This is a genomic window from Mesorhizobium sp. C268A (assembly GCF_040324475.1).
Lineage (GTDB): Bacteria > Pseudomonadota > Alphaproteobacteria > Rhizobiales > Rhizobiaceae > Mesorhizobium.
In genome coordinates this window covers 22569-48478 of the sequence record NZ_JAMYVX010000003.1, presented here as the reverse complement: position 1 = coordinate 48478, position 25910 = coordinate 22569, and the positions used below count along the sequence as shown (strand labels likewise).

At 63.0% G+C, this 25910-nt stretch carries 27 protein-coding genes; 19 read left to right on the top strand and 8 right to left on the bottom strand.

Features of this window, described 5'->3' with window-relative positions; translation table 11 throughout:
- Positions 1-2 precede the first annotated feature (2 nt).
- On the top strand, positions 3-464 hold the full coding sequence (locus tag NKL06_RS27060) for a type II toxin-antitoxin system RatA family toxin (protein ID WP_023682552.1): 462 nt from the start codon (positions 3-5) through the stop codon (positions 462-464).
- Here the strand turns inward: NKL06_RS27060 and NKL06_RS27055 are convergent.
- Entirely contained in the window at positions 440-949 is a 510-nt protein-coding gene (locus NKL06_RS27055) for a CinA family protein (RefSeq protein WP_023682551.1), read from the bottom strand. The two genes, NKL06_RS27060 and NKL06_RS27055, sit on opposite strands and share 25 nt — an antisense overlap.
- Complete coding sequence (locus tag NKL06_RS27050) at positions 946-2169, bottom strand: bifunctional 2-C-methyl-D-erythritol 4-phosphate cytidylyltransferase/2-C-methyl-D-erythritol 2,4-cyclodiphosphate synthase (protein ID WP_023682550.1); 1224 nt, start codon at positions 2167-2169, stop codon at positions 946-948. Before NKL06_RS27050 ends, NKL06_RS27055 begins: the two co-directional genes overlap by 4 nt.
- A gap of 139 nt (positions 2170-2308) precedes the next feature.
- On the opposite strand from NKL06_RS27050, the gene dusB reads away from it, so the two are divergent.
- The 8 genes from dusB (at position 2309) to hflX (ending at position 12457) form a co-directional block, all read left to right on the top strand.
- Positions 2309-3331, top strand: coding sequence for a tRNA dihydrouridine synthase DusB (dusB, locus tag NKL06_RS27045; RefSeq protein WP_023691279.1), 1023 nt, complete (start codon positions 2309-2311; stop codon positions 3329-3331).
- Positions 3328-4473: a two-component system sensor histidine kinase NtrB gene (locus NKL06_RS27040; RefSeq protein WP_023691280.1), complete on the top strand. Its 1146-nt coding sequence runs from the start codon at positions 3328-3330 to the stop codon at positions 4471-4473. The genes dusB and NKL06_RS27040 overlap by 4 nt, the downstream gene beginning before the upstream one ends.
- A complete protein-coding gene (gene ntrC / locus NKL06_RS27035; protein WP_023691281.1) occupies positions 4470-5927 on the top strand; it encodes a nitrogen regulation protein NR(I) in 1458 nt (485 codons plus the stop codon). Before NKL06_RS27040 ends, ntrC begins: the two co-directional genes overlap by 4 nt.
- 144 nt (positions 5928-6071) lie before the next feature.
- Positions 6072-8360 carry a sensor histidine kinase NtrY-like gene (locus NKL06_RS27030; protein WP_023688460.1) on the top strand — a complete coding sequence of 763 codons (2289 nt, stop codon included), beginning with the start codon at positions 6072-6074 and terminating at the stop codon, positions 8358-8360.
- The gene (ntrX, locus tag NKL06_RS27025) at positions 8350-9711 is read left to right on the top strand and encodes a nitrogen assimilation response regulator NtrX (RefSeq protein ID WP_023668929.1); all 1362 of its coding nucleotides are present in this window, start codon (positions 8350-8352) and stop codon (positions 9709-9711) included. The genes NKL06_RS27030 and ntrX overlap by 11 nt, the downstream gene beginning before the upstream one ends.
- 102 nt (positions 9712-9813) lie before the next feature.
- On the top strand, positions 9814-10674 hold the full coding sequence (locus NKL06_RS27020; RefSeq protein ID WP_023668930.1) for a D-amino-acid transaminase: 861 nt from the start codon (positions 9814-9816) through the stop codon (positions 10672-10674).
- Between the two features lie 145 nt (positions 10675-10819).
- Positions 10820-11065: an RNA chaperone Hfq gene (gene hfq / locus NKL06_RS27015; protein ID WP_006202172.1), complete on the top strand. Its 246-nt coding sequence runs from the start codon at positions 10820-10822 to the stop codon at positions 11063-11065.
- Entirely contained in the window at positions 11066-12457 is a 1392-nt protein-coding gene (hflX, locus tag NKL06_RS27010; protein ID WP_023691282.1) for a GTPase HflX, read from the top strand.
- Positions 12458-12463: 6 nt separating this feature from the next.
- Here hflX and mazG read toward each other — a convergent pair whose 3' ends face one another.
- From mazG to NKL06_RS26995, 3 genes are all read right to left on the bottom strand, one after another.
- A complete protein-coding gene (mazG, locus tag NKL06_RS27005; RefSeq protein WP_023691283.1) occupies positions 12464-13288 on the bottom strand; it encodes a nucleoside triphosphate pyrophosphohydrolase in 825 nt (274 codons plus the stop codon).
- A gap of 76 nt (positions 13289-13364) precedes the next feature.
- Positions 13365-14549, bottom strand: a complete 1185-nt coding sequence (locus NKL06_RS27000) for an amino acid aminotransferase (RefSeq protein ID WP_023691284.1) — start codon at positions 14547-14549, stop codon at positions 13365-13367.
- A 129-nt stretch (positions 14550-14678) separates the two neighbouring features.
- Complete coding sequence (locus NKL06_RS26995; RefSeq protein ID WP_023706554.1) at positions 14679-15116, bottom strand: DUF3592 domain-containing protein; 438 nt, start codon at positions 15114-15116, stop codon at positions 14679-14681.
- Between the two features lie 175 nt (positions 15117-15291).
- On the opposite strand from NKL06_RS26995, the gene NKL06_RS26990 reads away from it, so the two are divergent.
- The 10 genes from NKL06_RS26990 to NKL06_RS26945 all read left to right on the top strand — a co-directional run bounded on the left by NKL06_RS26990 (position 15292) and on the right by NKL06_RS26945 (position 22696).
- A complete protein-coding gene (locus tag NKL06_RS26990) occupies positions 15292-15825 on the top strand; it encodes a sigma-70 family RNA polymerase sigma factor (RefSeq protein ID WP_023691286.1) in 534 nt (177 codons plus the stop codon).
- Positions 15822-16598, top strand: coding sequence for an anti-sigma factor family protein (locus NKL06_RS26985; protein ID WP_023691287.1), 777 nt, complete (start codon positions 15822-15824; stop codon positions 16596-16598). The genes NKL06_RS26990 and NKL06_RS26985 overlap by 4 nt, the downstream gene beginning before the upstream one ends.
- 56 nt (positions 16599-16654) lie before the next feature.
- Entirely contained in the window at positions 16655-17371 is a 717-nt protein-coding gene (locus NKL06_RS26980; RefSeq protein WP_023668937.1) for a Bax inhibitor-1/YccA family protein, read from the top strand.
- A gap of 174 nt (positions 17372-17545) precedes the next feature.
- Entirely contained in the window at positions 17546-18424 is an 879-nt protein-coding gene (locus tag NKL06_RS26975; RefSeq protein ID WP_023668938.1) for an aldose 1-epimerase family protein, read from the top strand.
- Between the two features lie 23 nt (positions 18425-18447).
- Positions 18448-19224, top strand: coding sequence for a pyrroline-5-carboxylate reductase (locus NKL06_RS26970; RefSeq protein ID WP_023691288.1), 777 nt, complete (start codon positions 18448-18450; stop codon positions 19222-19224).
- A complete protein-coding gene (locus NKL06_RS26965) occupies positions 19224-20108 on the top strand; it encodes a DUF8605 domain-containing protein (protein ID WP_081725383.1) in 885 nt (294 codons plus the stop codon). The genes NKL06_RS26970 and NKL06_RS26965 overlap by 1 nt, the downstream gene beginning before the upstream one ends.
- A 52-nt stretch (positions 20109-20160) precedes the next feature.
- Entirely contained in the window at positions 20161-21072 is a 912-nt protein-coding gene (locus NKL06_RS26960) for an alpha/beta fold hydrolase (RefSeq protein ID WP_031208114.1), read from the top strand.
- Positions 21073-21119: 47 nt separating this feature from the next.
- Complete coding sequence (locus NKL06_RS26955) at positions 21120-21266, top strand: hypothetical protein (protein ID WP_155927151.1); 147 nt, start codon at positions 21120-21122, stop codon at positions 21264-21266.
- The gene (locus NKL06_RS26950; RefSeq protein ID WP_023691292.1) at positions 21263-21592 is read left to right on the top strand and encodes a hypothetical protein; all 330 of its coding nucleotides are present in this window, start codon (positions 21263-21265) and stop codon (positions 21590-21592) included. The genes NKL06_RS26955 and NKL06_RS26950 overlap by 4 nt, the downstream gene beginning before the upstream one ends.
- Before the next feature lie 342 nt (positions 21593-21934).
- Positions 21935-22696: a GNAT family N-acetyltransferase gene (locus NKL06_RS26945; RefSeq protein WP_023691293.1), complete on the top strand. Its 762-nt coding sequence runs from the start codon at positions 21935-21937 to the stop codon at positions 22694-22696.
- Between the two features lie 23 nt (positions 22697-22719).
- Here the strand turns inward: NKL06_RS26945 and NKL06_RS26940 are convergent, their stop codons facing one another.
- Genes NKL06_RS26940 through metG form a run of 3 tightly spaced genes read right to left on the bottom strand, consistent with a single transcriptional unit; the run spans position 22720 to position 25871 of the window.
- Positions 22720-23529, bottom strand: coding sequence for an MBL fold metallo-hydrolase (locus NKL06_RS26940; protein WP_023691294.1), 810 nt, complete (start codon positions 23527-23529; stop codon positions 22720-22722).
- 3 nt (positions 23530-23532) lie between these two features.
- A complete protein-coding gene (locus NKL06_RS26935; protein WP_023691295.1) occupies positions 23533-24321 on the bottom strand; it encodes a TatD family hydrolase in 789 nt (262 codons plus the stop codon).
- The gene (gene metG / locus NKL06_RS26930) at positions 24321-25871 is read right to left on the bottom strand and encodes a methionine--tRNA ligase (protein WP_023691296.1); all 1551 of its coding nucleotides are present in this window, start codon (positions 25869-25871) and stop codon (positions 24321-24323) included. Before metG ends, NKL06_RS26935 begins: the two co-directional genes overlap by 1 nt.
- Positions 25872-25910 lie beyond the last annotated feature (39 nt).

The following is a 25910-nucleotide window of genomic DNA, read 5'->3' as shown; positions in this document are numbered from 1 at the left end:
CAATGCCGAAATTCGAAGCCACACGCCGCGTTGCCCACACGCCGGAGCAGATGTTTGCTCTGGTCGCCGATATCGAGACCTATCCGCAATTTCTGCCGCTTTGCGAGGCGCTGACGGTGCGCTCGCGCAAGGAGCGTGACGGCCGCACCATTCTCCTCGCCGATATGAGCATCGGCTACAAGGCGATCCGCGAGACCTTTACGACGCAGGTGCTTTTGAAGCCGGACGAGAACACAATCGATGTCAAATACATCGATGGACCGTTCAAATATCTCAGCAATATCTGGCGCTTCGAGCCGGCCGACGGCGGCGGCTGCAACGTCCGCTTCTTCATCGACTACGAGTTCAAGAGCCGCATCCTCGGCGTGGTGATGGGCACCATGTTCGATCGCGCCTTCCGCATGTTTTCCGAAGCCTTCGAAAAACGTGCGGACGTCATCTACGGAACGACGCCCATCTCATGAGTGTCGCCGAGCGCGCGCAGCCCGATCTCCAGCGCATGCTTGACCGTCTCGCGGCGGATGAAGTCGCGGCCATTGTCGGCAAACATATTGAGCTCGGCAGCCACCGGCCCACGTCTTAGGGCAACTCCGAACCAGACGAGGCCGACCGGTTTTTCCGGCGAACCGCCGCCTGGGCCGGCAATGCCGGTGACGGCAAGCGCCAGCCCGGCGCGCGAGCGCGCCAGAGCGCCCGCCGCCATCTCCAGAACCGTTTCGCGCGAGACGGCGCCATGCGCCTCGAGTGTGGCGGGCGAGACGCCGAGCATCTCCATCTTTGCTTCATCGGAATAGGTGATGAGGCCGCGATCGACGACAGCGGACGAGCCGGCAATGTCGGTCAGTGCCGAGATGATCATGCCGCCGGTGCAGCTCTCGGCCGTCGCCAGCATGATGCCGCGCTGCTGGCAGACCTGGAGCAGGGCGTTGGCAAGATCGCTGTTGTTCATGCGGGAACCTCCCCGGGGAAGACGACACTGGCTGTGGCGATGGCGGCGATGCCTTCCTCGCGGCCGACAAAGCCGAGTTTTTCGTTGGTAGTCGCCTTGATGGAGATGCGATCGCTGGAAATGCCCAGCATCGCCGACAACGCGTTGGTCATGGCCTCGCGATGCGGGCCGACGCGCGGAGCCTCGCAGATCAGCGTGATGTCGGCATTGGCGATGCGGCCGCCGCGTTCGCGCACCAACCTGGCCGCATGCTCGACGAAGATCTTCGACGCCGCGCCCTTCCATTGCGGATCGGAAGGCGGGAAATGCGTGCCGATGTCGCCGGCGCCGCAAGTGGCGAGCAGCGCATCGGTCAGCGCGTGCAGGCCGACATCGGCATCCGAATGTCCCGAAAGCTTCTTGCCGTGCGGAATGGCGACGCCGCACAGAGTGACATGGTCGCCTGCCTCGAAGGCGTGCACGTCATAGCCATTGCCGGTGCGAATGTCTGGAAAACGCTCGCCAGTAAGCCGCTGATCCGCCATCGCAATATCCCTTGCCCAGGTCAGTTTGACGTTGTCCGGCGACCCCTGAACGATTTTCACCGGAATATGCGCCCATTCGGCGATCGCGGCATCGTCGGTGAAATCCGTCTTGCCGAGATGATGGGCTTTTTCGTGCGCGGCGAGCAACGGCCAGAACGGAAAGCCTTGCGGCGTCTGCGCGGCATGAAGGCCGGCCCTTGGCACCGTCTCCTCGATCATGCCGGTGGCCGACTCGCGCTTCAGCGTATCGGCGACGGGCAAAGCGGGCAGCGCGCCCTGGCGCTCGCCAATGGCGGCGATGATACGGTCGATCAGGGCCGTGTCGACAAACGGCCGCACCGCGTCATGGACAAGGACACGGCCGGGCGTACGTTCCCTCAGCGCCAGCAGGCCGAGCCGGACCGAGGCCTGGCGCGACTCGCCACCGACCACGGCGGTAACCCGCTCGGCATATACGCCCGCTGCCTTGTCAAAAAGCGCGTGGTCATCGGCATGGATCGCGACGACGACGGGACCAATTTCGGGATGCGCCAGGAAAGTCTCCAGCGTGCGCGCGATAACGGCACGGCCGCCGATGCGCTGATATTGCTTCGGCCCGTCGGCCTGTCCGGCACGCGCGCCGCGGCCGGCTGCAACGATGACCACGCCGACCTTGTCGGTCGTCGCCTCGGCCGGTTTTTCGCTTGCGTCTGTCATGCCGAGAGGCTTAGTCGCGGCTTATGGCGAAGGCCAGCATTTTCCCAAATGCGCCGCAATGTGACGTCATTGCGCGTTGCACAATGCCTTTCTTATGGCTAGAGAATGTGCAGCAATCCGATATGCTTGGTTTTTGTGCATGCCTGAAGTGACAAAATTGGCTTCGCCGCTCGACATTGGCGGCGTGACGATCCGCAACCGCGTCTTCCTCGCGCCCATGTCGGGAATAACGGACGAGCCGTTCCGGCAGCGCACCTACGCGCATGGCGCGGGCCTGGTCGTGTCGGAAATGGTGGCGAGCGGCGAGCTTGCCAAGGGCAGGGCCGGCTGCGACCTGCGCATCCGTCATTCCGGGCTGCCCGTCCATATGGTCCAGCTTGCCGGCCGCGAGGCCGAGCACATGGCCGAGGGCGCGCGCATCGCTGCCGGCGAGGGCGCCGACATCATCGACATCAATATGGGCTGCCCGGCCAAGAAGGTGACCGGCGGCTATGCCGGCTCGGCGCTGATGCGCGATCTCGACCACGCGCTGTCGCTGATCGAAGCGGTGATCCGCGCGGTCCAGGTGCCGGTCACGGTCAAGATGCGGCTCGGCTGGGACGACAATGCGCTCAATGCACCCGTTTTGGCGCGCCGCGCCGAAGAGGCCGGTGTTAAAATGGTGACCGTGCATGGGCGCACGCGCTGCCAGTTTTATCAAGGCAAGGCCGATTGGGGCGCCATCGCCCGCATCAAGGACGCCGTCTCGATCCCGGTGGTCGCCAACGGCGATGTGGGCTCGCCCGCGGAGGCCGCCGAAATCCTTGAACAGTCGGGCGCCGACGCGGTGATGATCGGCCGCGCGCATTATGGCGCGCCATGGACGGCGGGCCACATCGCGGCAACGGCTGCGGGCGACGCCCCCTCCGGCGTGCCGGAAAGCCCGCAAGCCATGGCGGACTACATCGTTTCCCACTACGAAGACATGCTGACGCTTTACGGCGTCGAAAGCGGCTTGCGCCAGGCGCGCAAGCATCTCGGCTGGTATCTCGACCGCCACTCTGCTGGCGTTTCCGATGAGCGGCGGAAAGCCATCCTCACCTCTTTCGAACCCGCCCGCGTCATTGCCTTGCTGCATGAGGTGTTTTCCGGCGAAGCCACGCCCTTGCGGAGCGCCGCATGAACGCCACCGTCACACCGAGCTCCGACATGGCGGATGCCGCCAGTATCGTGCTGAACACCATCCGCCGTCCGGTCATCATGGTCGATCCGGACGGGTTCATCACCTACGCCAATGCCGATGCGGAAGACTTCTTCCGTTCAAGTGCCAACATGCTTGCCCGCAACACACTGTCCAAGCTGATCCCGTTCGGCAGCCCGTTGCTGCAGCTGGTCGACCAGGTGCGCGAGCGCCGTGCGCCGGTCAACGAATACCGTGTCGACGTGTCGTCGCCGCGTCTCGGCATCGAGAAGGTCGTCGATCTCTATGTCGCGCCGGTGCCGGAATTCCCAGGCTCGATCGTGGTGATGTTCCAAGAACGCTCGATGGCCGACAAGATCGACCGGCAGATGACACACAGGGGTGCCGCGCGTTCGGTCACCGGCCTTGCCGCCATGCTGGCGCATGAGATCAAGAACCCGCTGTCCGGCATTCGTGGCGCCGCACAGCTGCTCGAACTCTCGGCGTCCGACGAGGATCGCGCGCTGACCCGCCTCATCACTGACGAGACCGATCGTATCGTCTCCCTGGTCGACCGCATGGAAGTGTTTTCCGACGAGCGGCCGATTGACCGCTATCCCGTCAACATCCATGTCGTGCTGGACCATGTGAAGGCAATCGCGAAGAACGGTTTTGCCAAGAGAGTCAGGATAATGGAGGACTATGATCCATCATTGCCTCCGGTTTTCGCCAACCGCGACCAACTGATCCAGGTGTTCCTCAACCTGGTCAAGAACGCCGCCGAGGCCATCGGCGGCGACCCACAGGGGGAGATCGTGCTGTCGACCGCGTTCAGGCCGGGCATCCGCGTGTCCGTTCCCGGAACCCAGGACCGCGTGTCGCTGCCGCTTGAATTCTGCGTGCGCGACAATGGGTCCGGCGTTTCGGAAGACATTCTGCCGATCCTGTTCGATCCGTTCATCACCACCAAGCCGAACGGCTCGGGGCTCGGCCTGGCGCTGGTGGCGAAAATCGTCGGCGAGCATGGCGGCATCATCGAATGCGATTCGACGCCGCGCGGCACCACCTTCCGAATCCTGATGCCGGCCTGGAAAGAAACACCCATCGACACTGCCGATGATGAAGGCGAAGGAGACCGCAAATGACGGTTCGCGGCAATATTCTCGTCGCCGACGACGATGCGGCCATCCGCACCGTGCTCAATCAGGCGCTGTCGCGCGTCGGCCATGAGGTGCGCGTGACCTCCAACGCCTCGACGCTGTGGCGCTGGGTGGCGGCGGGCGAGGGCGATCTGGTGATCACCGACGTTGTCATGCCGGACGAGAACGCCTTCGACATGCTGCCGCGCATCAAGAAGGCGCGGCCCGAGCTGCCGGTCATCGTGATGAGCGCGCAAAACACTTTCATGACGGCGATTCGTGCTTCCGAAACAGGTGCTTATGAATATCTGCCGAAGCCGTTCGACCTGACCGAGCTGCTCAACATCGTCAATCGTGCGCTGTCAGAGCCGCGCCGACCGAAGATCGATACGCGACCGGAAGAACAGCCTGACGCCATGCCGCTGGTCGGCCGCTCGGCCGCCATGCAGGACATCTACCGCATGCTGGCGCGCATGATGCAGACGGATCTGACGGTGATGATCTCGGGCGAGTCCGGCACCGGCAAGGAATTGGTAGCGCGCGCGCTGCACGAATATGGCCGCCGCCGAGGCGGTCCGTTCGTCGCCATCAACATGGCGGCAATCCCGCGCGACCTCATCGAATCGGAACTGTTCGGTCATGAGAAGGGTGCCTTCACCGGCGCACAGAACCGCTCGACAGGCCGCTTCGAGCAGGCCGAGGGCGGCACGCTGTTCCTCGACGAGATCGGCGACATGCCGATGGAGGCGCAGACGCGGCTGCTGCGCGTGCTGCAGCAAGGCGAATACACCACTGTCGGCGGGCGCACGCCGATCAAGACCGATGTGCGCATCGTCGCCGCCACCAACAAGGATCTGCGCACGCTGATCAACCAGGGGCTTTTCCGCGAGGATCTGTTCTATCGCCTGAACGTCGTGCCGCTTCGGCTGCCGGGTTTGCGTGAGAGATCGGAAGACATTCCCGATCTGGTGCGGCATTTCTTCAAGATCGGCGCCAGCGAAGGCTTGCAGACCAAGCGCATTTCGACCGGCGGCATCGAATTGATGAAGCGCTATCCGTGGCCGGGAAACGTGCGCGAGCTGGAAAACCTGGTGCGCCGGCTTGCGGCGCTCTATTCGCAGGACGAAATATCAGCCGAGATCATCGAGGCCGAACTGAAGACAGGCGAAAGGCCGGTCGTTCCCGGCGGCGGCAATTTGATCCCGGACGATCTGTCCATCGGCCAGGCGGTGGAGCACTTCCTGCAGCGCTATTTCGCCTCTTTTGCCGGTGATTTGCCGCCGGCAGGTCTCTATCAACGCATCTTGTCCGAGGTCGAATATCCGCTGGTGCTCGCTTCCATGACGGCAACGCGCGGCAACCAGATCAAGGCGGCCGAATTGCTCGGCTTGAATCGCAACACGCTGCGCAAGAAGATTCGCGAGCTGGGCGTCAACGTCTACAAATCGTCGAGATCATGAGCGCCTGGCGCCCGAAGTGACGCGAGGTCGTCCCCTTTTCAGGGGATCGGCGGCCGAAAGATTTCCGTCACGGCCACACTTGTTGCATAATCGCCACAATGCGTTGCATACATCCGACGCAATCACTGGCTCTTAGACGGCGACATGGCTTCGCAAGCTCTGACATCAAACGAACCGCTTTTCAGCAGACCCGGCCAGAGGGATGGACGGCGGCTGCTTGCGTTGCCCGGCGTTGTGGCAATTGCCGGCGCGCTGGTTACGGCGGCAATCTCGTTTGCGATTCTTGTCGGCGCCACGCCGATCACGCCAGACGCAAACACAACGCTGACGCTGATTGCGGCCAATGCCTTATTTGTGCTGGCGCTGATTGCCCTCGTCGGCCGCGAGGTGCATCGCATCACCATGGCGCGCCGGCACGGCAAGGCGGCGTCGCGGCTGCATGTGCGCATCGTGACGATGTTTGCGCTGGTCGCGGCCATCCCCGCCATCATGGTGGCCATCATCGCCTCGATCACGCTCGATATCGGCCTCGACCGCTGGTTCGAGATCCGCACCAAGGCGATCGTCAACTCGTCGCTGTCGATCGCCGACGCCTATGTGCAGGAAAACGCTCGCAATCTTCAGGGCACGACGCTGTCGATGGCCTACGATCTCGATGCGTCGCGCACGCTTTACGGCCTCGATCGAACCGGCTTTCTCGACCTGATGAACAAGGAAGCCGTCGGCAGAAGCCTGGTGCATGCGGCGCTGGTCAGGGAAGACGGCTCCTTTGTCGTGAGTGCCCAGACCGATGCGGACTTCGCCATGCCGGCACCGCCTGAGGGCGCGGTGGCAAGTGCGGCCGACGGCAAGCCGGTGCTGATCGAGCCGAAGACGCGCAACATCATGGGCGCCATCATCAAGCTGCGGGAGATCGAAGGCCTCTACCTCTACACCAATCGCCTGGTCGACCCCGAAGTGATCAAGGCGAGGGCGATCGTCCAGTCCAACACCGCCGAATATCGCGGCCTGGAAGACAACAGGCGGACGTCGCAGGTGGCGTTCGCGCTGCCCTATCTGTCGCTGACGCTGATCATCATCCTGTCGGCCATCTGGACCGGCATAGCGGTCGCCGACCGTCTGGTGCGGCCCATCCGTCAGCTCATCGGCGCGGCTGACGAGGTTGCGACCGGCAATCTCGATGTCGCCGTTCCGGTACGGCCTTCCGACGGCGATGTCGCCTCGCTTGGCGATACGTTCAACAAGATGCTGCTGGAGCTTAAATCGCAGCGCAACGAGATCCTGTCGGCCAAGGATTTGATCGACGAACGGCGTCGTTTCTCGGAAGCGGTGCTGGCCGGCGTCACCGCCGGCGTCATCGGCGTCGATCCCTACGGCATCGTCTCCATCGTCAACAAATCGGCCGAAACGATGCTGGCCATATCGGCCACGGCGGCGCTGGGGCAGAACCTGTCCGCCGTGCTGCCGCATGTCGGCCGTGTCTTCGAGATCGGCCGCAAATCCGGCAAGCCGGTCTATCGCGAGCAGGTCACCTTCTATCGCACCGGCGCCGAGCGTACCTTCAACGTGCAGATCACCATCGAGGCCGGCGACGACGGCGAGGAGGAGAAATCCTACGTCGTGACGGTCGACGACATCACCGATCTGGTCCAGGCACAGCGCTCGTCTGCCTGGGCGGATGTGGCGCGGCGTATCGCACATGAAATCAAGAACCCGCTGACGCCGATCCAGCTCTCGGCCGAGCGCATCAAGCGACGCTTCGGCAAGGTCATCACCGAGGACCGCGAGATTTTCGACCAGTGCACCGACACGATCATCCGGCAGGTCGAGGATATCGGCCGCATGGTCGACGAGTTCTCGGCTTTCGCCCGCATGCCCAAGCCCGAGATGAAAGCCATCGATCTGCGTGAATCGCTGCGCGAGGCGTCGTTCCTGGTCGAAGTCAGTCGCGCCGACATTGCTTTCGAACGCGTGTTCGGCAACGAGCCGCTCAAGGGCACGTTCGATAGCCGATTGATGGCGCAGGCTTTCGGCAACGTCATCAAGAACGCGGCCGAGGCGATTGACGGGCTGGAACAAAAGGACGGTTCGCACGGCATAATCCGGATTCAAGCTGCCCGGCAGAATGGCGCCATACGAATCGACGTCATCGACAATGGCAAAGGGCTGCCGCGCGAGAATCGCCAGAGGCTGCTCGAGCCCTATATGACGACGCGCGAGAAGGGCACCGGGCTTGGTCTCGCCATCGTCAAGAAGATCGTGGAGGACCATGGCGGGCGGCTTGAATTGCACGATGCGCCTGCGGACTTCCACGGTGGACGCGGCGCGATGATCTCGATCATCCTGCCGCCAGCTGCCGCAACCGCGCCGCCACGCGGTCAAGGCGAAACGGAACACGAACGAGAAACTGAAAAGGTCGGTAATGGCGTCTGATATTCTCATCGTCGATGACGAGGAAGACATCCGTGAACTCGTCGCGGGCATATTGAGCGACGAAGGGCATGAAACCCGCACGGCATTCGATGCCGACAGCGCGCTCGCGGCAATCGCCGACCGGGCGCCGCGGCTGATTTTCCTCGACATCTGGTTGCAGGGCTCGCGCCTCGACGGGCTGGCGCTGCTCGACGAGATCAAGACGATGCATCCGAGCCTGCCGGTGGTGATGATCTCCGGCCACGGCAATATCGAGACAGCGGTGTCGGCCATCCGCCGCGGCGCCTATGATTTCATCGAGAAGCCGTTCAAGGCCGACAGGCTGATCCTGATCGCCGAGCGGGCGCTCGAAACCTCGAAATTGCGGCGCGAGGTGTCCGACCTCAAGCAGCGCAGCGGCGAAACTTTCGACCTGATCGGCATGTCGTCGGCGATGAGCCAGCTGCGCCAGACCATCGAGCGCGTGGCGCCGACCAACAGCCGCGTCATGATCATCGGTCCGTCCGGCTCGGGCAAGGAGCTCGCCGCGCGCGCCATCCACACGCTGTCGACGCGCAAGGGCGCGCCGTTCGTGACGCTGAGCGCGGCCAACATCACGCCCGAGCGCATGGAGATCGAGCTGTTCGGTACCGAATCGAACGGCACCGAGCGCAAGGTCGGCGCGCTTGAAGAGGCGCACCGCGGCATTCTCTACATCGACGAAGTGGCCGACATGCCGCGCGAGACGCAGAACAAGATTTTGCGCGTGCTGGTCGAACAGCAGTTCGAGCGGGTCGGCGGCACCAAGCGGGTCAAGGTCGACGTCCGCATCATCTCCTCGACCTCGCAGAACCTGGAGGCGATGATCGCCGACGGCCGTTTTCGCGAAGACCTCTATCACCGCCTGGCGGTGGTTCCGGTCATGGTGCCGGGCCTGGCCGAGCGGCGAGAGGACATTCCCTATCTCGTCGACAATTTCATGAAGCAGATCGCTCGCCAGGCCGGCATCAAGCCGCGCCGCATCGGCGACGATGCGCTTGCCGTGCTGCAGGCGCACAACTGGCCGGGCAATGTCCGCCAGCTGCGCAACAATGTCGAACGGCTGATGATCCTGGCGCGTGGCGACGATATCGATGCGCCGATCACCGCCGACCTGTTGCCGTCGGAGATCGGCGATGTCATGCCGCGCACGCCGAACCAGTCCGACCAGCACATCATGGCGCTGCCGCTGCGCGAGGCGCGCGAACAGTTCGAGAAGGACTATCTGATCGCCCAGATCAACCGTTTCGGCGGCAACATCTCGAAGACGGCCGAATTCATTGGCATGGAGCGCTCGGCTCTGCACCGGAAACTGAAGTCGCTGGGGGTCTGACCCCCGTTGTTGTTGGTCCAGCGGGCTGTGGCCCATTCAATTGCCGGTTACGGCAGCGGCGGAATCGCATAGAAAAACCGGGACTTTTCTGAGGGATCACCCATGCCGCGCATTGCCTATGTGAACGGGCGCTATGTCGCCCATGCCGACGCTGCCGTGCATATCGAGGATCGCGGCTATCAATTCGCCGACGGCGTCTACGAGGTCTGCGAGGTGGCGCAGGGCTTTATCGTCGACATGCCGCGCCATCTTGCCCGGCTGAGCCGCTCCCTTAGCGAATTGTCGATCGACTGGCCGGTCACCAAGGGTGTGCTGCCGCTTCTTCTGCGCGAAATCGTCCGGCGCAACCACGTCGTCAACGGCCTGGTCTATGTCCAGGTTACGCGCGGTGTTGCCAGCCGCGACTTCGTTTTCCCCGCCGATACACCGTCATCGCTGGTGATTACGGCCAGAAAGGCCGACCCGGCGGCGGCCGCCAAGCGAGCCGAGGCGGGCATCAAGGTCATCACCGTGCCGGAAAACCGTTGGGACCGGGTCGACATCAAGAGCACCGGCCTGCTGCCCAACGTACTGGCCAAGCAGAAGGCCAAGGAGGCCGGCGCCCAGGAGGCCTGGTTCGTCGACACCGATGGCAACGTCAAGGAGGGCGGCTCGTCCAACGCCTGGATCGTTACAAGGGACGGCGTTCTGGTCACCCGGCCGGCGGAGCATGGCATCCTGCGCGGCATCACCCGCACGACCATGTTCGAAGTGGCGGCAAAGCTCGGGTTGACGATCGAGGAGCGCGGTTTTTCAGTCACTGAAGCCAAGGCGGCGCGAGAAGCTTTCATCAGTTCGGCAACGACAATCGCCATGCCGGTCGTGGCAATCGACGGTGCCGCGGTCGCCAATGGGCACCCCGGTTCGATAACACTTTCATTGCGGCAAGCCTTTTTTGACGTTGCGGAAAAAAGTCCAGCCTGATAACCGCACAGACGGACTGCACATCAATATATCTCGTTCTGCTTGTCGTTACTGACGGCAAGGGGGTGTTTGCAAGCTTGACATGTGCCCGCTAATTTGGCGCATTAGCCTGCAAACCGAAGGGGATCGGCGAAAGACAAGAACAATGGCGGAACGATCGCAAAACCTTCAGGACCTGTTCCTGAATTCTGTTCGCAAGAGCAAAAATCCACTCACCATCTTTCTCATCAACGGCGTCAAGCTGACCGGCGTGGTCACTTCCTTCGACAATTTTTGTGTTCTGCTGCGCCGTGACGGCCACTCCCAGCTCGTCTACAAGCATGCCATTTCCACGATCATGCCGAGCCAGCCGGTTCAGATGTTCGATGGCGAGGAAAGCCAGGGCGCCTGATTGGCACGTGAAAAAGACGCGGACCGCGGCGTCCGCGCGAAACCAGCACATAATTCCGGGACGGAAGCCACAGGTCCGACCCGGGCGGTTGTCATTGTGCCGGTGCTTACCCGGCATCAGCGCAACGATGACGAAACGAACCGTCCACGGCTGACGCGTTCGGCGGATGCGCGCCACGACGAAGCGGTCGGCCTTGCCCGCGCCATCAACCTGGATCTGATCCACACGGCGGTGGTCACCGTCAACGATCCACGCCCGGCAACCTTGCTCGGCAGCGGCAAGGTCGCGGAATTCGCCGAGATCGTCAAAGAGGGTCACGCGGAGGTGGTCATCGTCGACCATCCGCTGACGCCGGTGCAGCAGCGCAATCTCGAAAAAGAAATGAATGCCAAGGTGCTCGACCGCACCGGATTGATCCTGGAGATTTTTGGCGAGCGCGCGCGGACCAAGGAGGGCACGCTGCAGGTCGAACTTGCCCATCTCAACTACCAGAAGGGCCGTCTGGTGCGGAGCTGGACCCACCTTGAACGCCAGCGCGGCGGAGCCGGCTTCCTCGGCGGCCCCGGCGAAACCCAGATCGAGTCGGACCGGCGGCAGCTGCAGGAAAAAATCATCAAGCTCAAGCATGAGCTGGAAACGGTGCGCCGCACCCGCGACCTGCACCGCGCCAAGCGCAAGAAGGTGCCGTTCCCGGTGGTGGCGATTGTCGGCTACACCAATGCCGGAAAGTCGACGCTGTTCAACCGGCTGACCGGGGCCGACGTGCTGGCCGAAGACATGCTGTTTGCAACGCTCGACCCGACGCTGCGCCGCGTGCGCCTGCCGCACGGCACGCCGATCATCCTGTCGGACACAGTCGGCTTCATTTCGGACCTGCCGACGCATCTGGTCGCCGCCTTCCGCGCCACGCTGGAAGAGGTCGTCGAGGCCGATCTGGTCATCCATTTGCGTGATATCTCAGATCCGGATACGGCCGCCCAGGCCGAGGACGTCGAGCGCATCCTTGCCGATCTCGGTGTCGACGCTGGCGATGCGAACCGGGTCATCGAGGTGTGGAACAAGGTCGACCTTCTCGACGACGGCAACCGGGAGCGCCTGCTCGCCGACGGCACTGACGCCAACAAGGCGCCGCCGATCGCCATCTCGGCGGTCACCGGCGAAGGCATCGATGCGCTGAAGGCGCTGATCGAGACCAGGATGTCGGGCGAACTCGAGGAATTGACGGTGACGATCGAACCGCCGCAGTTCGGCCTTGTCGACTGGCTATACCGCAATGGCGACGTCGTTTCGCGGGTAGACAATGAGGATGGCAGCGCGACCATCGCACTCAAGGCCACGCACACCGCCCGGCAAGAGATCGAAAGCCGATTGCACCGCAAAAACAGGCAGTAAGCCTGATTATTTCACGCCCTTGGCCTGCTGCCAGAGCACTTCCATCTCGTCCAGCGTGGCTTTTTCGAGCGTGCTTCCCGATGCATCGATCGCGCGCTCGACATAGTGGAAGCGCGAGCGGAACTTTTCGTTGGTGCCGCTAAGCGCCGCTTCCGAATCGAGCTTGAGGTGACGCCCCAGATTGACGACGGCAAACAGCATGTCGCCGAATTCGTCCTTGATCTCAGCCGTTTCGCCCTTAGCCAGTGCCTCGCGCAGCTCGCCGATCTCTTCCTCGATCTTGTCGAGGATGGGTGCTGCCTCGCTCCAGTCGAAACCGACACGCGCTGCCTTTTCCTGCAGCTTCAGCGCACGAGTCAAAGCGGGCAGGGCGACGGGCACGCTGTCCAGGAAACCCTTGCCATGGTCTTCGGGGTCGAGGCCGCGGGCGAGGCGCGCACTTCGCTTTTCGGCCTTTTCCTCAGCCTTGATCTTTTCCCACATGCCCTTTGCCATGCCGGCGTTGCGCGCCTTCTCGTCGCCGAAGACATGCGGATGGCGCCGGATCATCTTGGTGGTGATGGCCTCGACCACATCACCGAAGGCAAAATCGCCGGCTTCCTCAGCCATCTGCGCGTGGTAGACGACCTGCAGCAGGAGATCGCCTAATTCGTCGCGCAGATCGTCGAGATCGCCGCGCGCAATGGCGTCGGCCACCTCATAGGCTTCCTCGATCGTATAGGGCGCGATGGTCGAGAAATCCTGCTCGATGTCCCAGGGACAACCGGTCTTCGGCGCCCTGAGCGCCGCCATGATCTCGATCAGCCGGGAAATGTCGCGCGAAGGTTTCATGCGGCGAATGCTATCCCGCTGCCTGTCGTGCGGCCAACGGCGTCAGCCGGAGAGGGGAGATTGTCCACAGCGAGCTTCAGCCGAGTACCGACACAACCGCCTTGGCGAGGTCATCCATGCCGTCCTCGGGCAGGCCGGCGACGTTGATGCGGCTGTCGCCGACCATGTAGACGCCATACTCGGCACGCAGCCGCTCGACTTGCGCCTCGGTCAGGCCAAGCCTGGAAAACATGCCGCGATGGCTGGCGATGAAGTCGAAGCGGTCGGAGTTGGACTGCCGGCGCAGCGCGTCGGCGAACTGGACGCGCAGCCTCAGCATGCGCAGCCGCATCTCCTCCAGCTCCGCCTCCCAGTCGGCGCGAAGGCCATCATCTTCCAGCACCATGCGCACGGCGGCGGCGCCATGGTCCGGCGGCATCGAATACATGGCGCGCGCCGCCGCCAGCATCTGGCTCATCGCCACATCGGCTTGCGCACCATCCTTCGCCAGGATCATCGCCGCGCCGACGCGGTCGCGGTAGACGGCAAAGTTCTTCGAGCAGCTCGAGGCAACGACCATTTCAGGCACCTTGCCCGCGAGAAGGCGCAAGCCGGCCGCATCGGCGTCCAGGCCTTCGCCAAAGCCCTGATAGGCAATGTCGACAAAGGGCAACAGCCCGCGCTCGACGACAAGATCGGTGACGCTGGCCCATTGCGCGATATCGAGATTGGCGCCGGTCGGGTTATGGCAGCAGCCATGCAGCAGCACGATATCGCCGGGCTCGGCTGCGCCAAGCGTTGCCAGCATCTCGTCGAAGCGCACCGCGCCGGAAACGGCATCGAAATAGGGATAATCGCGCACCTTGAGGCCGGCCCCGCGCATCACCGGCGGATGGTTCGGCCATGTCGGGTCCGACAGCCAGACGGTTGCGTCGGGGCGGGTCCGCTTCAACAGCTCCGCCACCAGCCGCAGCGCGCCGGAACCGCCAGGCGCTTGCGCGGCGCGGATGCGCGTCATGTCGGCAGCGGGGCCGAAGGCCAGCTTGACCATCGCCGTGTTGAAGCCGGTGTCGCCGGCAAGGCCGAGATAGGTCTTGGTGTCCTGGTCCTGCAGCAACCGCTTCTCGGCCTCGCGCAGGGCGCGCATGACCGGCGTCCTGCCGTCGCGGTCCTTGTAGACGCCGACGCCGAGATCGATCTTGCCGGGGCGCGGATCGGCGCGATAGAGGCCGATCAAGGCGATGATCTTGTCAGCCGGGGCAGGTTGCAGGGTCTCGAACATCAATACGGCTCCAATGGCGGCGGAGTAATACGCAAAGCGGCCGCGTTTCGCCAGTGCTTCCATCTGCGCCAGTCCGCTAGCGTACTGGACCGTTACGCCAAGCTTTGTCTGTACGGCAGGGGTCGGCGGCTATGGCGACGGGTTCATTCCAATCCGCCGGATAAGCACCCGTCCAATCACGGCGAGACCGATGCCGGTCAGCAGGGAGAAACCGCCGAGCATGCCGGCCAGCCCGGCAAGGAACCAGCGTCCGGCGAAGCTGTCGACGGAGGCATTTTGCGGATTGGTTGGGTCGTAAGCGACAGGGACGCTGTCGCCATCACCCCAGAACGAGCTGTGGACGGCATTGTTGAAGCGGATGACGGTGCCGTCGGCGGTCGAGAACTCGATGCGGGGATTGTATTCGGCTGCGACAATCCTGCCTGTCGCCGAAGCGGTACGAGGGCCGTACATCTCGACGATGGCCAGCACGCCGGAAGCGATCAGTCCGACAATGCCAAAGATGATGAACACCCTGCCGACGATCGGCAACGCTGCAAAACCCGTTACACGACTACCATTGGCCATCTTTTGCTCCTGGGACAGACGGATAAGGCTAGACTTCATCCATAAAGCAAACATCTGCCGCACGGGAGATGGGTAAGTGCGCAGCGAACTTCTGATTGCATGATGCCTATTGTGGCGACGCAAAAAAGTTTTGGTGGCGATGGATTAAGATCCCCGCCTGTTTCGTAAACGGGGCATGAAACGGTCGATGCCACGCTTCGATATTGTCGGACAGCTGGGTTCGCTCAGGCGCTACGCACGCTCGCTGACGCGCGACGGCACTGACGCCGAGGATCTGGTGCACGATGCGCTGGTGCGCGCCTACGAGCGGCGCGACACATTCCGCTCGGGCGGCAATCTGCGGGCATGGTTGCTGTCGATCGTCCACAACGCTTTCATCGACAAGATGCGCTCGCGCCGGTCGGAATCAGCGCGTGTCGAGCAGGCCGGCTATCTCACCGATGCCAGCACGCCGGCGCCGCAGGAACATTCCGTGCGACTGGCGCAGGTGCGCGAGGCCTTTTTCAGTCTGCCGGAGGAGCAGCGTTCGGCGCTGCATCTGGTCGCCATCGAGGGCCTTTCCTACCATCAGGCCGCCGACGCCAGCGGGGTGCCGCTGGGCACGCTGATGTCGCGTATCGGCAGGGCGCGCGCAGCACTGCGCGAGATGGAAAACGCTGCACCTTCGCCGGCCAAAAGCCATCTGAGGATCGTGGGAGACCCGTCATGACCGACCTGTTGCGGGACCCGGTGACCGATACCGATCTCGACGCCTATGTCGACGACCAGCTGGATGTCGCGCGCCGCATCGAGGTCGAGGCGTTCCTGTCGGCTCGTCCGGAGGCTGCGGCGCGGGTGATGTCCGACTTGAGGACGCGCGACGAACTGCGCCTGGCGCTGGCTGCTTCCACAGGCATGGCGCGGCCGGCGACGACTGAAGTCGCGCGCCGGCTGGGCAGGGGGCTGGCCAGTCGCCGCGTCTTCGCCGTGCTGCAGCGGGCGGCCGCGGTCGCCATCTTTGTCGCTGCCGGCTGGCTGGCGAACGGCCTCTTCGGGCCGCTGCTGGTGACCAAGGTCGTGGCTTCGCCGCCGCCGCCCGCCTATGTCGAAGAAGCGATCCGGGCGCACAAGACGACGCTCATGCGCGAGGCGATGCCCTCGCAGCTGGAGGCGCCCAACTACAATGGCGACGAAATCCGCGCCGCCACCGCAATCGTCATGCCATCGCTGCCCAAGGACTGGAAGGTCCGCGACGTCCAGATCTATCCGTCGCGCTTCGGGCCGAGCGTCGAGGTGGCGCTGGAGACGAAGGATATGGGGCTGGTCTCGCTGTTTGCGATCCGGCCCGGAACCTTCGATGTGGTCAAGCCTGCCATCGCGCCCTCCGGCGACATCTCCTCTGCCTATTTCCAGATCGGCGAGGTCGCGTACGCGGTCGTCGCGCGCAGCGATGTCCACGACCTCGACCGCACCGCCGAGACGCTTGCCAAGACACTTTACTGATCAGGACACTTTACTGATCAAGACGCTTTACTGAGACCACATAAGGAGAACCCGCAATGAATACCCCTGACCTCGGATACCGCATGGGCACTGGCGCGCGCGCCGGCGCCGTCTATGACGAGGGCCTGCGCAGCCACATGCTGCGCGTCTACAATTATATGGGCATCGGCCTCGTCGTCACCGGCATCGTTGCCATGGTGGTGTCCTCGACGCCGGCCCTCTACGTGCCGATCTTTTCCAGCCCGCTGAAATGGGTGGTGATGCTGGCGCCGCTCGCCTTCGTGCTGTTGTTTTCGTTCAAGATGCAGACGATGTCGGCGGCGAGCGCCCAGTTGATGTTCTGGGCCTTCTGCGCGGTGATGGGCCTGTCGCTGGCTTCGGTGTTCCTGGTCTTCACCGGCACCAGCATCGCGCGCACCTTCTTCATCACCGCCACCATGTTCGGCGCCACCAGCCTCTACGGCTACACGACCAAGCGCGACCTGACCCAGTTCTCGTCGTTCCTGATCATGGGTCTGATCGGCGTGGTGATCGCCAGCGTCGTCAACATCTTCCTCGGCTCGACCGCGCTGCAGTTCGCCATTTCGGTGATCGGCATCGCGGTGTTCGTTGGCCTGACCGCCTGGGACACGCAGACGATCAAGGAACAGTATGCTGAGAATTTCGACGCGGAATCGCAGCAGAAGCTCGCCGTCTTCGGCGCGCTGTCGCTCTACCTGAACTTCGTCAACATCTTCCAGCTGCTGCTGAACTTCACCGGCGAACGCGAATAGTCGAACCGTAGCAAGGCAACAATCTCGATCTCGCAGTGGCCGGAGGAGAATCTCCGGCCACTGTCGTTTTGGCGTGGAGACATCGCTCCTCTATCAGCGCGATGTCGCTGCGCCCTTGAGTCCATGCGGGCTTTTGCTAACCTGCCGCTCGCACGCAGCTTTCCGCGAGAACGCATGGAACAAGTGACGCTTCAGGGCGACGGCATCTCGGCAACCATTGTCGGGCAGGGGGCCGAGCTCGTCTCCTTGCGCAATGCCGAGGGTCTGGAGTTTTTGTGGCAGGCCGGGCCGGAATGGCGGCGGCATTCGCCGGTGCTGTTTCCGATCGTCGGCCGGCTGAAGGGGGACCAGCTTCGCCATCGGGGCCGGGTCTATCCCCTGACGCAGCACGGATTTGCCCGCGACAAGCCATTTGTGTGGGCTGACGCGAGCCCCCGATCCTGCACGCTGGTGTTGACCGACGATGCCGATACACGCACGCGCTATCCGTTCGCCTTTCGCCTTGCCATCACCTACACCCTCGAGCGTCGCGAACTTGGTGTGAGCTTCGAGATTGCCAACACCGGCGACGAGACGCTGCCAGCCTCCATCGGTGCACATCCGGCTTTCAATTGGCCATTGCAGCCGGGGCTCGCCAAGACAGACTACCACCTGACCTTTGCCCAGGACGAGCCGGCGCCGATCCGCCGGCTGAAGGATGGCCTGGTGCTGGCTGCACCGCGGCCGACGCCTATCGAAGGCAAAACGCTGGCGCTTTCCGAACAGCTGTTCGAGGCAGACGCCGTGATCCTCGACCGGCCGGCCAGCACCAGCGTGCGCTATGCCGCCGCGAACGGTGCGGCGATCGAGATGTCGTGGCAGGGTTTTAAGGAATTGGGCATCTGGTCGAAGCCGGGCGGCGCTCCGTTCCTGTGCATCGAACCCTGGCACGGGCTTGCCAGCCCCGTGGATTTCGATGGCGAGTTCGCGGACAAGCCGGGCGTGATGCTGATCGCGCCCGGTGAAAAGCGCGTGCTGAGCTATCAGGTACGGCTCGAGCATGCGCCGCTGTGACCGATGAACCAGAGACAGGCGCGATGAAACTTGGCTTCATCGGCACGGGTGCCCTTACAGCGGCCATTGTCAGCGGGCTCAAATCCGTCGCGGATAACTCCGTCTCCGTGCTGCTGTCGCCGCGCAATGAAGAGATCGCCGCAGAGCTGGCAGCCCGTTATCCGGATGTGCGTATCGCTGATGACAATCAGGCGGTTCTCGATCAATGCGACCTGGTCATGCTGGCTGTCCGGCCGCAAATTGCGCATGACGTCCTGCCGGGTTTGCGGTTTCGGCGCGAGCATCACCTCATCAGCTTGATCGCCACGCTGCCGCGCGAGGAGATTGCCCGCTTGACCGCACCCGCGCACCAGGTGACGAAAGCGCTGCCCATGCCGATGATCGCCCACCGGCTGGGGGCAACGACCATCTGCCCGCCGGATGCCACTGTCGCTGCCTTGTTCGGCAATCTGGGGAAAGTGATCGAGGTCGAGAACCCAGCCGAATTCAACGCGTTGAGCGTGGCCACCGCAACCTATGCCAGCTACTTTAGATATCTCGATACGATTAACAGCTGGCTCAAGAGGAATGGCGTGGAGGAAGGGAAGGGGCGCGATTACATCGCCTCGCTTTTCAAAGCCTTGGGATGCGCTCCTGATATGTCGCCGGATGCCGACTTCATGCATCTGGCGCAGGACTATGCGACGCGCGGCGGCATCAACGAACAGGTTCTTCGCGAACTCACGGCGCGAAACGTGTTCGAGGCGCTCACCGAGAGCCTGGACGGCGTACACTGGCGCATCGTCGGCGATACGCCTTGATGGGCGGCACCTTGAAATTCCCTGATGATCAGGAGTATGGCTCCAACGGATGTTCCGGACCGTTTCGGGAGGGTCGGCGGGTGCCTGGATGCTTGAAATTGGGCTTTGTGGCAGCGGCGCTGGCTGTGCTGATTGTCTTTCCGGTCGCTGCCGCCGACATCGACCGCGCCAGCCTCTACCGCGCGCAATCGGTGACCAGCGGCACTGGCGAGGAGAACCGGGCGTGGGGCCTGGCGCCGTGCCTTGAAGAGGTGCTGGTCAAGGTTTCCGGCGACCCGCGGCTGATCGGCGACCCGCGTGTTGCGGACATGAGCCGGCACGCGGCCGACTATGTCACTGGTGTCGGCTACCGCGACCTGCTCAACAACCGCCCGCCGCATGACGAGCAGGGCACCCACGACCGGCCGCATTACATCACCGCCGATTTCGACCCGGACAAGATCGATGCCTTGCTGGCGTCGCTCGGGCGCAAACCGTGGGCGGTGCCGCGGCCAAAAATCGTCGCACTGCTGGATGTAAGGCCGATGAAAGGCGACGGCTTCACGCTGGTGCGCGATGGCGGCGGCGAGCTTGCGGCGGATATGCGCGTTGCGCTGGCGGACGCGGCGCACCGGACCGGTTTGCCGCTGGAGTTGCCTCGGCCGTCCGACGTCGCGCTCGCCGACGTGGCCAACACGCTGGATGGGGACGCCCTGCTTGCCGGCACTTTGGTATGGCGCCAGGAAGCGCTGGGCTGGGTCGGCGACTGGCGGCTCAGCTTCAAGGATAAGGAGTATCGCTGGCAGGTACGTGGCGTCAGTTTCGACGATGCGTTCCGCAACGCCACGCGCGGAACGCTGCAGATCCTGTCGGGCAATGGAGAGCCGGAAGCCGTCACGCCCTGACTTCAAGGGAACCTTCTTGCCGGAGCGCCGTAAACAAAGTGGCGGGCAAGCTTTGAGCAAGGAGGTAGAATTGCAACATCGCCGGATCGACGTTGACGGAAACAGCATCTTCTATCGCGAAGACGGCCCGCCTGATGCTCCCGTCCTCCTGCTGCCGCACGGCTATCCGTGCTCGTCTTATCAATTCCGAAGGTTGATGCCGGCACTTGCCGATCGCTGGCATACATTCGCGCCGGACTTTCCCGGCTTTGGCTACAGCGCCACGCCCGAAATGTCGGTTTTTGGCTATGATTTCGATGCCTATGCCGGGTTTCTGACAGCTTTCGCCGATGCGCTCGGCATGTCGCGCTATGCTCTCTGGCTGCACGATTATGGCTCTCAGATCGGACTGCGCCACGCCATCGCACATCCCGAGCGCATCGCCGCACTCATTATCCAGAACGGTGACATCTACGAGGACGTTCTCGGGCCGAAATACGCCGCCATAAAAGCCTATTGGAATGAGAAGACGCCCGAAAAGCACCGGCCGTTGGAAGAGGCGGTAAGCGAGGAGGGCTTCCGGCACGAGTTTGTCGGAGAGGTGGATGACGCTGTAGCCGAGCGCGTGCCTCCCGATCTTTGGAAACTCCACTGGCCTTTGATGGACACGCCGATCCGCCGGCGGCTCGCGGTCAACCTGATGGAGAAGTTGGAGGCGAACCTCGGCTGGTTCCCCCGCTATCAGAGCTTTCTGCGCGAGCACCAACCTCCGACGCTCATCGTTTGGGGTCCCGAGGATGGTTACATGCCGGCGCAATCGGCGCATGCCTACCAGCGCGATTTGCCGGAAGCAGAACTTCATCTCATCGGCGGCGCCGGCCACTGGTTGCTCGAAACCCATTTCGATGAGGCGCTTCCGCTGGTGCGCGATTTTCTGGCGCGCGTCCACAGTCAGGAAGCGAAAGGGACGGCCGGCCGGGCGTAGACCCCTTCGTTGCGGCCATCCGATCAATCTGCAACCATGGCGTCATGATGGAAAAGTCTGCCGCGCCCTGGCCTCTGCTGCAAATGGCGATCGAGCCGAAGTCGCGGGCGGATCAGGAGAAGCTGCTTGTCACTTCGTCCAAGCTCGCGCCTGACGACCGCGACCCGTCCGCCGCCATGGCCATGGCGAGATGACGTCGCCAAAATTCTCCTCGCGGGCAGGGTTCCTTGTCGGCCTCGGCATCACGCCCGTCACCTTTTTCCTGGCGCTCTATTCGGCCGGAGCCGGGCATGGCGACTATGGGCTGGCGCGACTTCTCTATCCGGTCCCCATGCTGGCAACGCTGTTGACCAACACAACGATCACCGGCCTTTCCATCGGATTGGCTGCGCTGCAGTTTCCTGCCTATGGGGCATTTGTTGCGGGCGCCGGCGGCTCCAGATGGCTGGCCCTTGGCGTCTTCCATCTTGTTGCAATCGCAGCAGCCTTCAGCGGCCTCCTGGAAAGCTTTTCGGGATGACGCTCCTGTTCGTTATCCCGGCGCGGGCCGGTCGAGCAGGAAGTCGAGGCCTTTGCGAAAGGCGCCATCCCTTGAGAAATGAAGACCACGCCAACTCATTTCGCCACTGCTTCGTCAACGTTCCTCCCGCCAAGCAATCAGAGCCGCCGGCCTGCATCTCAGTCAGCAGGGCGTATATTGGCACGCCCCTAATGGAAGCAGCAGCCACATATGAAAGTCGCATAAGATATATTATGGAACTTATGCATCAGGCTGCAGCTGGGAAAGGACGCGGACTTTCATAGGGCTTGGCATGATCGACGCGTGTTGTCTTGAGCCGTTGGCCAACGCTACGCTGTGTCGATGACGACAGGAAAGCGTGACATCGAAGCGGCGATCGAAGTGTTCGTGCACGGCTTCAGTACCGATAAGAGCCGTTCCTTTCCCTACGTGGCCAGCCGCGTCGGACCCTTGTGGCTGATGCGCGATGCCGAGCGCAAGAATGCACGCGACTACCGTGGCGAAGAATGGATCGTCCATGACGTCGCCGCCGAGGAAGCCGATGCCATCGTGCGGCAGCATGCGCGGCCAAGCTTTGCCGTTTCGGTCGTGATCGCGAATGACGGCCCGGACGAACCGACGCGAACTGCCTACAAGGCGCTCGGCTACCGGCTGCTGCGGACGGAAGGCTTTTTCGTCCAGTCGCTGCGCCAAATTCCAGACCCGCCAGCAATCGTCTCTATCGAACGCGTGAGGACGGCTGAACGCGCTGCACAACTGGGAAAGGTCATACGCAGGCGGCCACTTCCAGACGATCAACTCGGCGACGATGCGCCGTTTCGCCAGTATGTGGCGCTCGATGGCGACGCCATCGTCGGGCGTGTGCGCAGCATAGACGCCGTCGGCGCCACATGGTGCTCGGCAATGTTTGTCGAGCCTTCGCACCGGCGTAGAGGCATCGGCCAGGCGCTGATGGCCAAAATGCTGCATGACGACAAAGCGCATGGGTCGCGGTGCTCGATGCTGTTGGCGACGCGTGCCGGAGCGCTGCTTTATCCCCGCATGGGCTATGAGCGGATAGGAACGCTGCTGATCTTCGCGCCGAAGAACCGAACGTCCTTATAAAGATCTGCTCGTATCATGCTGTCTCATAAAGGAATTTCGATCACCATGCCGTCATAGGCCGGAGTGACGTTGGCCGGCACCTCGGCCTTCACCGTGGCATAGTCGAGCGGCACATGCATATGCGTCAGCACGGCCTGTTTCGGCGCCAGTTTTTCAATCCAGCCAAGCGCCTGACCGAGCGACAGATGACTGGGATGGGTATGGTACTGCAAGGCATCGATGACCAGCATTTCCAGGCCGCGCAGCCGCTCGGCGGTGGCATCCGGGAAGTCGCTTATATCGGGGCAGTAGGCCAGCCCGCCGATGCGGAAGCCGAGCGAAATGATGTCTCCATGGATCTGCGGCAGCGGCTCGAGGGTGAGGGCACCGCCCTCGCCTTCGATCGTCACCGCCCTTGCATGATCGATGATGTGCGGCCTGACGATCGGCGGATAGGAACTGCCAAACGGCGTCTCGAAGCAATAGCCGAACGCTTCGCGCAGCCTGAGCATGGTCGGCTGGTCGGCATGGACATCGATCAAATGGCGCTGCTCCAGCACGTAGCCGCGCAGATCGTCGATGCCGTGGATGTGGTCGGCGTGCGGATGCGTATAGACGACGGCGTCGATGCGCCGGACGGCCGCCATCAGCATCTGCTCACGGAAATCAGGCCCGGTGTCGATGACGACCGTGGTTCTGGCGCCATTGGCTGCTATCCGCTCGACGAGCGCGGCTGAGCGTGTACGCCCGTTTTTCGGATTGGCCGGGTCGCAATTGCCCCAATCGCCGGTGATGCGCGGCGTGCCGGGTGACGAGCCGCAGCCGAGGATGGTGAGGCGCAGCCGGTCGCTCATGCGTCAGAGCCCGGCGGGCCGCGGCATCTTGCCGAACAGCCGGAAGAAGTTCGCCGTCGTCAGCGTCGCGATCTCGGCTTCGCCAACGCCGACCGTCTCCGCCAGCACCTTGGCTGTATGCGCGATATAGGCCGGCTCGTTGCGTTTGCCGCGGAACGGCACCGGCGCCAGATACGGTGCGTCGGTCTCGACCAGCAGCCGGTCATGCGGCACATCGGCTGCGATGGCGCGTAAATCGGCGGAGTTCTTGAAGGTCAGTATGCCCGAGAAGGACACATAGCCGCCAAGCGCCACGCCGACCTCTGCCAGCCGTCGCCCCGACGAAAAACAATGCAGGATGAAGGGGAAGGCGCCCTTCCCTGTTTCGTCTTCGAGGATGGCAGCCATGTCGTCATCGGCATCGCGCGAATGGATCACCAGCGGCAGCCCGGTCTCGCGCGCGGCTGCTATATGAGTGCGAAAACCCTGCGCCTGCGCATCGCGTGGCGCCTTGTCGTAAAAATAGTCGAGCCCGGCCTCGCCGATCGCCACTACCTTCGGGTGCGCGGACAGGCGCACAAGGTCCTCAGCCGTCACATCCAGCTCTTCGCCGGCATTGTGAGGATGGGTGCCGACCGAGCAATAGATTTCGTCGAAACTCTCGGCAATCTCAAGCACTTGCGCAAACCGCTTCACGCGTGTCGAGATGGTCACCATGTGACCTATACCGGCAGCCTTTGCGCGGGCGACGATGGCCGCCCGCTCCTCGGCGAAATCCGGAAAGTCGAGATGGCAATGGCTGTCGACGAGCATCAGGCGCTCGCCTCAGGCTTTTCGACGTAACGCGGAAACACGCCCTCCGGCGCGGGCAGCGCCGTGCCGGGCACCAGCGCATAGTCGGCATGGACATGCGCGAAGTCGCGCTTGTCCGCCGGCACCGCCAGCAGGTCCAGCAGCTTGCCGGCCGACCCCGGAATGTAGGGCTGGCACAGCAATGCCACGCGCCGCACCAGTTCGGCGGTCGTCCACAGCACTGTTTCCATGCGCGCCGGATCGGTCTTCTTCAGCGCCCAGGGCGCCTGCGAGGCGAAGTAGCGATCCGCTTCCGCCACAACGCCGAAGATCGCCGCCAACGCGAGATGGATGCCCTGTTCCGCCATCGCCTGGCGCGCGGTACCCAGCGCTTCCACCGCCTGGTCGAGGATCGCGCTGTCGGCTTCGGTCAGCTCGCCGCGATGCGGCACCACGCCGCCGCAGTTCTTGGCGATCATCGACAGCGAGCGCTGCGCCAGATTGCCGAGACCGTTGGCGAGATCGGCATTTGTGCGGTTGACGATCGCGTCATGGCTGTAGCTGCCGTCCTGGCCGAATGGCACCTCACGCAAGAAGAAATAGCGCACCTGGTCGAGGCCGTAATGCTCGACCATGGTGAAGGGGTCTACGACATTGCCGACCGACTTCGACATTTTCTCGCCGCGGTTGAACAGGAAGCCATGCGCGAAGACGCGCTTCGGTAGTTCGATGCCGGCCGACATCAGGAAAGCCGGCCAGTAGACGGCATGGAAGCGGACGATGTCCTTGCCGATAATGTGCGTGGCCGGCCAGTAGCGCCATTGCTCGGCCTTGGTGTCGGGATAGCCGACAGCGGTGATGTAGTTGGTCAAGGCATCGACCCAGACATACATCACATGCTTGTCGTCGCCGGGCACCGGCACGCCCCAATTGAAGGTCGTGCGCGAGACCGAGATGTCCTTGAGCCCGGACCTGACGAAGCTCATCACCTCATTTCGACGCTCGGCCGGACCGACGAAATCGGGCTGGCTTTCGTACAGCGCAAGCAATTTGTCCTGATAGGCGGAAAGCCTGAAGAAGTAGCTTTCCTCCTCATTCCATTCGACCGGCGAGCCAAGCGGCTCGCGGCGCACGCCGTCGTCGCCGAGCGTGGTTTCGCTCTCTTCGAAATAGGCTTCCTGGCGGACCGAATACCAGCCACTGTAGCGGTCGAGATAGATGTCGCCATTGGCCGCCATCGCCTTCCAGATCGCCTGGCACGACTCGTAGTGGCGTGGTTCCGTCGTGCGGATGTAATCATCATTCGAGCCGCCCAGGACCTCTGTCATCGAACGGAAGATCGCCGAGTTGCGGTCGGCAAGCGCGAGTGGCGTTATGCCTTCCTTCTCGGCCGTCTGCTGCATCTTGAGGCCATGTTCGTCGGTGCCGGTGAGGAAGAGCACGTCCTTGCCGTCCAGGCGCTGGAAGCGGGCCAGCGCGTCGGTCGCAATGACCGTATAGGCGTGGCCGATATGCGGCTTGCCGTTCGGATAGAAAATCGGTGTGGTGATGTAGAATGTGTCGCGTGACATGAATGAACCGTCATGAATGGCCAAATGAATGTGAGCGGT

Bases quoted from the DNA above. Each gene is read 5' to 3' on its own strand.
- NKL06_RS27050 (WP_023682550.1), bottom strand. From the start codon at position 2,169: ATGACAGACGCAAGCGAAAAACCGGCCGAGGCGACGACCGACAAGGTC.
- ntrX (WP_023668929.1), top strand. From the start codon at position 8,350: ATGGCGTCTGATATTCTCATCGTCGATGACGAGGAAGACATCCGTGAA.
- dusB (WP_023691279.1), top strand. From the start codon at position 2,309: ATGCCTGAAGTGACAAAATTGGCTTCGCCGCTCGACATTGGCGGCGTG.
- NKL06_RS27060 (WP_023682552.1), top strand. From the start codon at position 3: ATGCCGAAATTCGAAGCCACACGCCGCGTTGCCCACACGCCGGAGCAG.
- NKL06_RS27020 (WP_023668930.1), top strand. From the start codon at position 9,814: ATGCCGCGCATTGCCTATGTGAACGGGCGCTATGTCGCCCATGCCGAC.
- NKL06_RS27055 (WP_023682551.1), bottom strand. From the start codon at position 949: ATGAACAACAGCGATCTTGCCAACGCCCTGCTCCAGGTCTGCCAGCAG.
- NKL06_RS26985 (WP_023691287.1), top strand. From the start codon at position 15,822: ATGACCGACCTGTTGCGGGACCCGGTGACCGATACCGATCTCGACGCC.
- NKL06_RS26935 (WP_023691295.1), bottom strand. From the start codon at position 24,321: ATGCTCGTCGACAGCCATTGCCATCTCGACTTTCCGGATTTCGCCGAG.
- NKL06_RS26965 (WP_081725383.1), top strand. From the start codon at position 19,224: ATGGGCGGCACCTTGAAATTCCCTGATGATCAGGAGTATGGCTCCAAC.
- NKL06_RS26990 (WP_023691286.1), top strand. From the start codon at position 15,292: ATGAAACGGTCGATGCCACGCTTCGATATTGTCGGACAGCTGGGTTCG.
- NKL06_RS26980 (WP_023668937.1), top strand. From the start codon at position 16,655: ATGAATACCCCTGACCTCGGATACCGCATGGGCACTGGCGCGCGCGCC.
- NKL06_RS26950 (WP_023691292.1), top strand. From the start codon at position 21,263: ATGACGTCGCCAAAATTCTCCTCGCGGGCAGGGTTCCTTGTCGGCCTC.
- NKL06_RS26955 (WP_155927151.1), top strand. From the start codon at position 21,120: ATGGAAAAGTCTGCCGCGCCCTGGCCTCTGCTGCAAATGGCGATCGAG.
- ntrC (WP_023691281.1), top strand. From the start codon at position 4,470: ATGACGGTTCGCGGCAATATTCTCGTCGCCGACGACGATGCGGCCATC.
- NKL06_RS26995 (WP_023706554.1), bottom strand. From the start codon at position 15,116: ATGGCCAATGGTAGTCGTGTAACGGGTTTTGCAGCGTTGCCGATCGTC.
- NKL06_RS26970 (WP_023691288.1), top strand. From the start codon at position 18,448: ATGAAACTTGGCTTCATCGGCACGGGTGCCCTTACAGCGGCCATTGTC.
- NKL06_RS27030 (WP_023688460.1), top strand. From the start codon at position 6,072: ATGGCTTCGCAAGCTCTGACATCAAACGAACCGCTTTTCAGCAGACCC.
- mazG (WP_023691283.1), bottom strand. From the start codon at position 13,288: ATGAAACCTTCGCGCGACATTTCCCGGCTGATCGAGATCATGGCGGCG.
- metG (WP_023691296.1), bottom strand. From the start codon at position 25,871: ATGTCACGCGACACATTCTACATCACCACACCGATTTTCTATCCGAAC.
- NKL06_RS27000 (WP_023691284.1), bottom strand. From the start codon at position 14,549: ATGTTCGAGACCCTGCAACCTGCCCCGGCTGACAAGATCATCGCCTTG.
- NKL06_RS26945 (WP_023691293.1), top strand. From the start codon at position 21,935: ATGACGACAGGAAAGCGTGACATCGAAGCGGCGATCGAAGTGTTCGTG.
- NKL06_RS26940 (WP_023691294.1), bottom strand. From the start codon at position 23,529: ATGAGCGACCGGCTGCGCCTCACCATCCTCGGCTGCGGCTCGTCACCC.
- NKL06_RS27040 (WP_023691280.1), top strand. From the start codon at position 3,328: ATGAACGCCACCGTCACACCGAGCTCCGACATGGCGGATGCCGCCAGT.
- NKL06_RS26975 (WP_023668938.1), top strand. From the start codon at position 17,546: ATGGAACAAGTGACGCTTCAGGGCGACGGCATCTCGGCAACCATTGTC.
- hfq (WP_006202172.1), top strand. From the start codon at position 10,820: ATGGCGGAACGATCGCAAAACCTTCAGGACCTGTTCCTGAATTCTGTT.